This window comes from Streptomyces sp. NPDC055815, assembly GCF_053616475.1.
Window position 1 is genome coordinate 24,095 of record NZ_JBSHDU010000096.1, and the last position, 6,715, is coordinate 30,809.

Genomic DNA, 6,715 nt, shown 5'->3' on the forward strand with positions numbered 1-6,715 from the left:
CGCCCGCCGGGCATCTCGGACCGTCCTCTCGACGTGGGCTACTTGAGCCAGGCGTCGACCTTGTCGCGGTTCGCCTCGACCCACTTCTCCGCCGCCGCCTCGGGCGACATCTTGTCCACCGCGATGTACTTGGCCACGGTGTTCTGGTCGTCGTTCGTCCACGTGAAGTTCTTCACCAGGCGGTAGGCCGGGCTGCCGGACTTCGCGAACTTCGCGCTGACGATCTTGTCGAGGTCGTACACGGGATAGTCGCAGGCGATCTTCGCCGCGTCGGCGTCACAGCCCGTCGTGTACGCGGGCAGATTCACCTTGACCAGCGGCACCTCGGACAGGAACCACTGCGGCTCGTAGAAGTAGCCGATCACCCATTCCTTGTTCTTCTCGGCCTCCCGGAAGGACTGGATGAGCGCGGTCTCGCTGCCCGCGTACACCACCTTGAAGTCCAGCTTCAGGTTCGTCACCAGCGCCGCGTCGTTGGTGACGAACGAGGGGTCGCCGTCGAGGAGTTGGCCCTTGCCGCCCGACTCGGAGGTCCTGAACTCGGACGCGTACTTGTTCAGGTTCTTCCAGTCGGTGATGTCCGGGTGCGCCTTGGCCAGCCACGGCGGCACGTACCAGCCGATGACGCCCTTGTTGCCGGTCGAGCCGGCGCTCACGGCGGTCTTCTGCTGGGTGATGTACTTCTTCTTCAGATCGTCGTGGCCCCAGTTCTCCAGGACGGTGTCGACCTCGCCCGTCCCGAAGCCCTGCCAGGCGATCTCCTCCTTCAGGACCTTCTTGGCGACCGTACAGCCGAGGTCGTGCTGCGCGACGTACGCGACGACCGCCGCGTCCGCCTCGTAGCCGACCCACGGGTTGACCGCGAGATTGAAGGTGCCGCACGTGCCCGGGCTGCCCGAACCCGCGGAGTCGACACCGACCTTCGCGCCGCCGCAGGCGGTGAGGGTCAGCCCGAGGACGGCCACGACGGCCGCGCCGATTCTCCACTGTCGTACCTGTGCTGCCATGCTGGTGCTCCTTACGCACTCGCGCGTCGCGCCGCTGCCTGGGTGATCCGGTCGAACATGACTCCGAGAAGGACGATCGCGAGTCCCGCAGCGAGCCCCTTCCCGTACAGCTGGCCCTGCGAGAATCCGGCCACGACGTCGTAGCCGAGGGCTCCCGCTCCCACCAGGCCTCCCACGACAACCATCGACAGCACATAGATCAGGCCCTGGTTCGTGGCGAGCGTCAGGGCCCCGCGTGACATCGGCAGTTGCACCTTGGTGATGATCTGCCAGGTGTTGCACCCGGCGGACACGGCCGCCTCGACGGTGGTTTCGGGCACGGCCCGCACCCCGTCCGCAATGATCTTGATGGCGACCGGCACCGCGTAGACGACCGCGGCGACGATGGCCGTGAATCGGGTCGCGCCGAACAGTGCCAGGAACGGCACGAGGTAGACGAACGGCGGCATGACCTGTGCCGCGTCCAGGGAGGGCCGCAGCACCCGGTCCACGAGCGTGCTGCGCCCCATCCACACCCCGAGGACGATGCCGAGCAGCATGACCAGCACCGTCGCCACGAGGGTCGACGCCAGCGTCGTCATGGCGTCCGACCACAGGCCGGTGCCGACCAGCAGACCCACGCACACGGCCGTGGTGACCCCGGCCCGCCAACCGCCGAGCACGGCACCGAGTGCGATCAGCACCGCGCCGACGAGCCACCACGGGGAGTCGGTGAGCAGCGTCTGGAGCGGATTGAGCAGGCCGTTGGTGATGCCGTCGCGGAAGGCGTTGGTGAGGCCCGAGAGGTTGTCCTGCACCCAGGTGGTCACGGTGTCCGCAGCGCGCGCGATGGAGCCGCCGGTGCCGCCGTCGCCGGGGAACTCCGCCGCCCATACATAGGTGTGCGACAGGTGGACGAGGACCGCCGTGACCGCCGCTCCCGCACCGAGCAGCGGCCTGCGCCACGCGAGGAGGCGGTTCCCCGAACGCCGGGCCGTGTCTTCGCGGGCGCCGGCCGCGGTGGTGACCCGGTCCAGGACGATCGCCATGACGACGATGGCGAGTCCCGCGTTGAAGGCCGTTCCCACATCGAGCGACTGAAGGGCCTGGATGACGGTCTTGCCGAGGCCGGGCGCGTCGATCAGCGCGGCGATGGTCACCATGGCCAGGGCGGCCATGATCGATTGGTTGACGCCCATCACCACCGTCCGTTTGGACATGGGCAGCAGGACCTTCAGCAGTGCCTGACGTCGTGTCGCACCCAGCGATGCGGCAGCCTCGACGGTGGGCCCGGGCACGGAGCGGATGGCGTGCGCGGTGATGCGGATCGCGGGCGGTGCCGCGTAGATCACGGTGGCGATCGTGGCGGAGGCCCCGCCGATGAGGAAGAACAGGGTCAGCGGGGCGAGGTAGACGAAGGTCGGCATCGTCTGCATGAAGTCCAGGAAGGGCGTCATGATCCGGTTGAACCGGTCGGACAGGCCCGCCCCCACACCCAGCGGAATCGCGAACAGCAGCGCCACGAAGACCGCGGAGAGGGTGAGCGACAGGGTGTCCATGCTCTCCTGCCACAGCCCCTGCAGCCCCAGGAAGGTGAAGCCCGCCACGGCCAGGAGGGCGACCCGCCAGTTGCCCACGGCCCAGGAGACGTAGCCCGCGATGCCGACGACGCCGAGCCATCCGATCTGCGGGACGGGGCGGCCGGCGGGGGGCTGTGAGATCAGGTGCTGGATGAAGGTCACCAGGTTGTCGATGACCAGGCGGATCTCGTTGAAGAAGTAGAGGAAGAGCGGGTTGGAGTTGCGGTCCGCGCCGATCGAGTCGTTGACGTCGTTGAACCACCGGTGCAGGTCGGTGAGGTCCGCCGCCGCCAGGGTCAGGGTCTGCTTTCCGCGGAGGACCACGAAGAGCAGCACCCAGGCGGCCAGGATCGCGGCCACCACCGTGCGCCGGCCGACCCCGCGCACGCCGGTCAGGGGGGCGGACTTCTCCAGGGCGACGGCCATCACGCGCCGCCCTCCCGCCCGGCGAGCACCGTGAGGATCTCCTCGTCGCCGACGATGCCGAGCAACGTGCCGTCCTCCACGACCTTGACCGGCCTGTCGGCCGCCAGTACCGCCCGGGTGGCCTCCTTCACCACGACGTCCGGGCCCAGCTCGGGACCGTCCAGGGCGTCATGGGGCTCCACCGGGCGCATGATCCACCGCAGGGTGAGCACGTCGCCGCGCGGCACGTCCTTGACGAACTCGCGGACGTAGTCGTCGGCCGGGGCGCCCACCAGCTCGTCGCCGGTACCGCACTGGACCGTCTTGCCGTCGCGCATGATCAGGATGCGGTCGCCCAGCTTGAGCGCCTCGGAGAGGTCGTGGGTGATGAACACCATCGTCTTGCCGACCTCGCGGTGCAGCCGGATGACCTCGTTCTGCATGTCGCGGCGGATCAGCGGATCGAGTGCCGAGAAGGGCTCGTCGAAGAAGAGCACGTCAGGGTTGCCGGCCAGCGCCCGGGCGAGGCCGACGCGCTGCTGCATGCCGCCCGAGAGCTGGTCGGGGTAGGAGTTCTCGTAGCCGGCAAGGCCGACCAGTTCGACGACCTCCAGGGCCCGCTCGGTGCGCTCGGCCCTGCTCATGCCGCGGATCTCCAGGCCGAAGGCCACGTTGTCCACCACCCGGCGGTGGGGCAGCAGCCCGAAGTGCTGGAAGACCATGGAGAACTTGTGGCGCCGCAGCTCGCGCAGGCGTCTGGCGTCCGCTGCGCGGATGTCCTCGCCCTCGAAGAGGAGCTCACCGGCGGTGGGTTCGATCAGTCGGGTCAGACATCGCACCAGCGTGGACTTGCCGGAGCCGGACAGGCCCATGACGACGAACACCTCGCCCTTGCGGACGTCGAAGCCGACGTCGCGGACGGCGGCGGTGCACCCGGTACGGTCCATGAGCTCGCGGCGCGTGAGGCCGCGCAACGCCTCGGAGTCCGGAACCTGGTCGGCCTTGGGCCCGAACACCTTCCACAGCCGGCGCACGGATATGACCGGAGTGCCGTACGAATCCTGGTGCGCGCCGTGCCGCTGCGACACCTCGGTCTGCGTTGGGGTCATGGTCGACCTCTCTTCGGCATTCAGCCGCGGAACCAGTGCTGCGGCCGGGGTTGGATGTTCTGCCAGATGTGTTTGGGCTCTCGGTACTCGTCCAGGCCGGTCGGTCCCAGCTCCCGGCCCACGCCCGAGTGCCCGAAGCCACCCCATTCCGCTTGCGGCACGTAGGGGTGGTAGTCGTTGATCCACACCGTGCCGTGGCGCAGCCGCCGCGCGACCCGCTGGGCCTTGCCGGCGTCCTGCGTCCAGACGGCTCCGGCGAGTCCGTACTCGGTGTCGTTGGCGATGCGTACGGCGTCGTCCTCGTCGGTGAAGCGCTCGACGGTGAGCACGGGTCCGAAGGACTCCTCGTGCACGACGCGCATGTCCTGCCTGCACTCGTCGAGGACGGTCGGCGGGTAGTAGAAGCCGCCTCCGAGGGCCGGGTCGTCGGGCCGTTCACCGCCGCAGCGCAGTACCGCGCCCTCGGCGAGGCCTGCCGCGACGTACGCCTCGACCTTCTCCCGGTGCCGTGCGGAGATCAGTGCTCCGGTCTCGGCCTCGGGGTCGAAGGGCCCTCCGAGGCGGATCCGCCGGGCGCGGCGGACGACCTCGTCGACGAACCGGTCGTGCAGCGAGTCCTCGACGATCAGCCGGGCGCCGGCCGAGCAGACCTGCCCGGAATGCAGGAAGACGGCCGTGAGGGCGAAGTCCACGGCCGTCTCGAAGTCGGCGTCGGCGAAGACCACGTTGGGGTTCTTGCCACCGAGCTCCAACGCCACCTTCTTCACGGTCGCCGCGGCGGCGGCCATGATCTGCTTGCCGGTCTCCAGGCCGCCCGTGAAGGAGACCATGTCGACGGCGGGGTGCTCGGAGAGCGGGGCGCCCGCCTCGGGCCCGGCGCCCAGGACGAGGTTGGCGGCGCCGGCCGGGAGCCCGGCCTCCTCCAGCGCCTTCATCAGCAGGATCGAGGTGGAGGGGGTGAGCTCACTGGGCTTGAGAACGATCGTGTTGCCGGCGAGGAGGGCCGGGGCCACCTTCCAACTCGCCTGCAGCAGCGGGTAGTTCCAGGGGGTGATCAGCCCGCACACACCGATCGGCTCGTAGACGACGCGGCTCACGGCGTCGTCGCGGCCGGTGTCGATCACACGCCCGGCGTCGATGCCGCCGATCCCGCCGTAGTAACGGAAGCAGGAGACGACGTCGGCGATGTCGTACGCGCTCTCCACCAGCCGCTTGCCGGTGTCCAGCGACTCGGCGCGGGCGAACTCCTTGGCGTCGCGCTCGATGAGGTCGGCGGTGCGCAGCAGCAGCATGCCTCGCTCCCGCTCGGAGGTACGCGGCCAGGGCCCCTCGTCGAAGGCCCGGCGGGCCGCGGCGATCGCCGCCTCGGTGTCGGGGCGCGTCCCTTCCGAGACGGTCGCGGTGAGCGAGCCGTCAGCGGGAGAGCGGATCTCCCGGCACCCACCGGCCACCGGATCCCGCCATTCGCCAGCCACATACAGGTCTGCCACGCGCCAAGCCCTTCAGCCGGAATGCGTTGCGCATCATGCATTCAATTGCTCGTGGTGGAACACCATGGCGAACGCTGCAGACCTGCGTCAAGAGGGCGGCGTACGACGATTTCGTCGGGCGGGCACGTACGCAACCACCCTTGACCGTAAGGGGAGTCGAGCCGACCATGTTGCGTATCGCTCACCATGTTGTGCATGACGCACCAATGGAGGTCGCCGTGTCCCCCCAGTACCCCCGACCGCAGTCCGGCCGCGCGTACATCCTCACCCTCTCGTGTCCCGACAGCGCCGGACTGGTCCACGCGGTGAGCGGCTTCCTCGTCAGGAACTCGGGCAACATCGTGGAGAGCCAGCAGTTCGACGACCGGCTCCAGGGGCGTTTCTTCATGAGGGTCCACTTCGACGTCTCCGACCCGGACACGAACGAGGAAACCCTGCGTCACCGATTCGGTCCCGTCGCCGAGGCCTACCGCATCGACTGGACCCTGAGCGAGGCGTCGACCCCGACCCGGACGCTCATCATGGTCTCCAAGTTCGGCCACTGCCTCAACGATCTGCTCTTTCGCCGGCGCACCGGCGCCCTCGACATCGAGATCCCCGCGATCGTCTCCAATCACCGGGACTTCGAGGGACTGGCGGAGACCTACGACATCCCCTTCCACCACATCCCGGTCACCAGGGACACCAAGCCCGAGGCCGAGGCGCGCCTGATGGAGCTGGTCCGCGAACTGGACATCGACCTGGTCGTGCTGGCCCGCTACATGCAGGTCCTCTCCGACGACCTGTGCAAGCAGCTCGAAGGCCACGCCATCAACATCCACCACTCCTTCCTCCCCAGCTTCAAGGGCGCACGCCCGTACGAACAGGCCTACGCCCGCGGCGTGAAGCTCGTCGGCGCGACGGCGCACTATGTGACATCGGACCTGGACGAGGGACAGATCATCGAGCAGGACGTGGTCAGGGTGGACCACTCGCTCGACCCCGGGGACCTGGTCACGGTCGGACGGGACGTGGAGGCACAGGTACTCGCGCACGCGGTGAAGTGGCACAGCGAGCGCCGCGTCATGGTGTACGGCAACCGCACGGTGGTCTTCCGCTGAGCGGTACGGCACGAGGGGGCGGGCCCGGTCCGCGGGCCCCGCCCC

At 68.9% G+C, this 6,715-nt stretch carries 5 protein-coding genes; 1 reads left to right on the forward strand and 4 read right to left on the reverse strand.

The annotated features are described in order from the left end of the window. Positions 1-38 precede the first annotated feature (38 nt). From ACWGN5_RS36875 to ACWGN5_RS36890, 4 genes are read right to left on the reverse strand one after another with little or no spacing between them, the layout of a single operon-like run. Positions 39-1,007, reverse strand: a complete 969-nt coding sequence (locus tag ACWGN5_RS36875; protein ID WP_453522775.1) for an ABC transporter substrate-binding protein — start codon at positions 1,005-1,007, stop codon at positions 39-41. A gap of 11 nt (positions 1,008-1,018) precedes the next feature. After that, positions 1,019-2,992 carry an ABC transporter permease gene (locus ACWGN5_RS36880; RefSeq protein WP_453522776.1) on the reverse strand — a complete coding sequence of 658 codons (1,974 nt, stop codon included), beginning with the start codon at positions 2,990-2,992 and terminating at the stop codon, positions 1,019-1,021. Next, the gene (locus tag ACWGN5_RS36885; RefSeq protein WP_453522777.1) at positions 2,992-4,080 is read right to left on the reverse strand and encodes a quaternary amine ABC transporter ATP-binding protein; all 1,089 of its coding nucleotides are present in this window, start codon (positions 4,078-4,080) and stop codon (positions 2,992-2,994) included. Before ACWGN5_RS36885 ends, ACWGN5_RS36880 begins: the two co-directional genes overlap by 1 nt. Positions 4,081-4,100: 20 nt before the next feature. Beyond that, a complete protein-coding gene (locus tag ACWGN5_RS36890) occupies positions 4,101-5,570 on the reverse strand; it encodes an aldehyde dehydrogenase family protein (protein ID WP_453522778.1) in 1,470 nt (489 codons plus the stop codon). Positions 5,571-5,776: 206 nt separating this feature from the next. Here ACWGN5_RS36890 and purU point away from each other — a divergent pair, with 206 nt between their 5' ends. Beyond that, entirely contained in the window at positions 5,777-6,670 is an 894-nt protein-coding gene (gene purU, locus ACWGN5_RS36895) for a formyltetrahydrofolate deformylase (protein ID WP_453522779.1), read from the forward strand. Positions 6,671-6,715: the final 45 nt, after the last annotated feature.

Excerpts from the sequence above, each read along its gene's own strand:
- ACWGN5_RS36875 (WP_453522775.1), bottom strand. The coding sequence starts at position 1,007 with ATGGCAGCACAGGTACGACAGTGGAGAATCGGCGCGGCCGTCGTGGCC.
- purU (WP_453522779.1), top strand. The coding sequence starts at position 5,777 with ATGGAGGTCGCCGTGTCCCCCCAGTACCCCCGACCGCAGTCCGGCCGC.
- ACWGN5_RS36885 (WP_453522777.1), bottom strand. The coding sequence starts at position 4,080 with ATGACCCCAACGCAGACCGAGGTGTCGCAGCGGCACGGCGCGCACCAG.
- ACWGN5_RS36880 (WP_453522776.1), bottom strand. The coding sequence starts at position 2,992 with ATGGCCGTCGCCCTGGAGAAGTCCGCCCCCCTGACCGGCGTGCGCGGG.